Here is a 2355-nt window from a genome sequence, read left to right as displayed (position 1 = left end):
CCGCGAGCGGGCCTACGCCTACTTCCTCTACCCGGCCGAGAAGCCGCTCACCGAGACCGCGCACGAGCGGCTGGCCACGCTGGCGCAGCACTCCGACCTCGGCGGCGGGATGGCGATCGCCATGAAGGACCTGGAGATCCGAGGCGCCGGCAACCTGCTCGGCGGTGAGCAGTCCGGACACATCGCCGACGTCGGCTTCGACCTCTATGTCCGGCTCGTCGGGGAGGCGGTCTCCGACTTCAAGGGCGACGCCGAGCCGGAGCTCGGCGAGATCCGGATCGAGCTGCCGGTCGACGCGCACCTGCCGCACGACTACATCGCCTCGGAGCGCCTTCGACTCGAGATGTACAAGCGCCTCGCGGAGGTGCGCTCCGACGACGATGTCGACCAGCTGCGCGAGGAGATGGTCGACCGCTACGGGCAGCCCCGGATCGAGGTGGAGTCGCTGTTGATCGTGGCCCGCTTCCGGGCCCGCGCCCGCCAGGGCGGGGTCAAGGAGATCTCCATCTCGGGCAAGTTCGTCCGGTTCGCGCCCGTCGACCTGCCCGACTCGCGCGTCGTCCGCCTCGGCCGGGTCTACCCCCAGAGCATCGTCAAGGCGCCCACCAGCACGATCCTCGTGCCGCGGCCACAGACCGCCGTGATCGGGGGGCGTCCCATCGACGGGATCGCCCTGCTTGAATGGGCTCGGCACGTGATCGACGACATCATCGATCCGCCGGCAACCACGCCGTGATCCTGGAGTGAAATCGTGAGCATCCCCCGTCTGCTGCCCGCCCTCTCCCCGTTCGTTGGCGGAGTCCTGACCGCCGTTCTCCTCAGCGGTTGCGCGGGCAGCGCGTCGCCAGGTGTGGCTGCCAGGGTCGGCGACGAGACGATCAGCGCCTCGCGCGTCGACGAGGCAACCGGGCACATGTGCACGGCCCTGTCCGACCAGTTCAAGGGTGCGGGCCGGGTCGTGCCGCTCGGCGTCATCCGCCAGGGCGTCGTCCAGCTGCTCGCACTCGCCTCGGAGGCCGAGCAGATCGCCGCGGAGTACGGCGTCACGCCGTCGACGACCTACGAGCGTGACGTCGCCGAGCGCACCCGCGCCGCCGCGGTGATGCCCGAGGAGGTGCGCGCGGACTACATCGAGGTGATGAGCACGCAGGCGCTGGCCGGCGACGTCCTCGACCAGGTCGGCCGCGCCAAGCTCGCCGCCGAGGGCTTCGCCGAGCCGACCGTCGACCAGGTCACCCAGGCCGGCAGCGACGTGTTCAAGGTCTGGCCCGACGCCAACGGGATCGATGTCGACCCCAAGTACGGCGTGGAGCTCACCGACGGCCAGCTGACCCCGACCGACACCAACCTCTCGTTCGCCGCCAGCGATCAGGCCAAGGCCGGGCTCGCGGCCGAGCCCGATGCGGCGTACGTCGACTCGCTGCCGAGCAGCCAGCGCTGCGGTGACTGAGGGCACTCGCCTCGTCGAGTTCATCGAGGTCATGCGGAGGCTGCGGGCCGAGTGTCCGTGGAAGGCCGAGCAGACCCACCGCTCGTTGGCGCGCTACCTCCTCGAGGAGAGCCACGAGACGCTCGAGGCGATCGACTCCGGGGACTCCGAGCACCTGCGAGAAGAGCTCGGCGACCTGCTGCTGCAGATCTACTTCCACGCCGCCATCGCCAGCGAGGCCGGTGAGTTCACCATCGACGACGTGGCCGCCGGACTGACGGAGAAGATGGTGCGCCGCAACCCGCACGTCTTCGGCGTCGGCCCGGCGGACCTCACCTCCGCCCAGGTCAACGACCAGTGGCAGCGCGCGAAGGCCGACGAGAAGCAGCGCGCGTCGGTCACCGACGGCTTGCCGCCGGGCCTGCCCGCCCTGCTGTACGCCGACAAGGTGCTCGACCGCCTCGCCCGACTCACGCCGAGCGGTGACTCAGCAACCCATCCGGTCACGCACAGTGTTGCCCAGTCACCTGCCGCGACAGGTGAGGCGCTGGGGGAGCGGTTGCTCGACCTCGTCAGGGAAGCGCGGGGGTCCGGTGTCGATCCGGAGCAGGCCCTGCGCGACGCCGTACGCCGCGAGATCGCCGCTGCCGAGGGGTGACGCGGCCACCGGCCCGCCTCCACCGTCCGGATCGAAGTCGGGGGCTGGCAGCCACCCGCCTCGGCGGGTCTAGGGTGAGTGCACTCGTTCTTCGACCCTCGTTCTCGACCACAGGAGCACCCTTCATGGCATCCATCGCAGCCGTCGGCGCCCGCGAAATCCTCGACTCGCGCGGCAACCCCACCGTCGAGGTCGAGGTGGCCCTGGACGACGGCACCATCGCCCGCGCGGCAGTCCCCTCGGGTGCCTCCACCGGCGCCTTCGAGGC

3 protein-coding genes and 1 pseudogene are annotated in these 2355 nt (G+C 70.7%); all 4 read left to right on the top strand.

Going from position 1 to position 2355, the window contains the following annotated elements:
• Positions 1 to 736: TRCF domain-containing protein (locus RMO85_RS03575; protein WP_310526512.1), on the top strand; the 736-nt coding region annotated here is incomplete at its 5' end.
• A gap of 15 nt (positions 737 to 751) precedes the next feature.
• On the top strand, positions 752 to 1450 hold the full coding sequence (locus tag RMO85_RS03570; RefSeq protein ID WP_310526510.1) for a hypothetical protein: 699 nt from the start codon (positions 752 to 754) through the stop codon (positions 1448 to 1450).
• The gene (locus RMO85_RS03565; protein ID WP_310526509.1) at positions 1443 to 2087 is read left to right on the top strand and encodes a MazG family protein; all 645 of its coding nucleotides are present in this window, start codon (positions 1443 to 1445) and stop codon (positions 2085 to 2087) included. Before RMO85_RS03570 ends, RMO85_RS03565 begins: the two co-directional genes overlap by 8 nt.
• Positions 2088 to 2212: 125 nt before the next feature.
• A pseudogene (gene eno / locus RMO85_RS03560) lies at positions 2213 to 2355 on the top strand (phosphopyruvate hydratase); the annotation flags it as partial.

This window comes from Nocardioides sp., from assembly GCF_031422975.1.
GTDB lineage: Bacteria > Actinomycetota > Actinomycetes > Propionibacteriales > Nocardioidaceae > Nocardioides.
The sequence above is the reverse complement of the archived record's forward strand: the minus strand, read 5'-3'. Positions and strand labels throughout refer to the sequence as shown.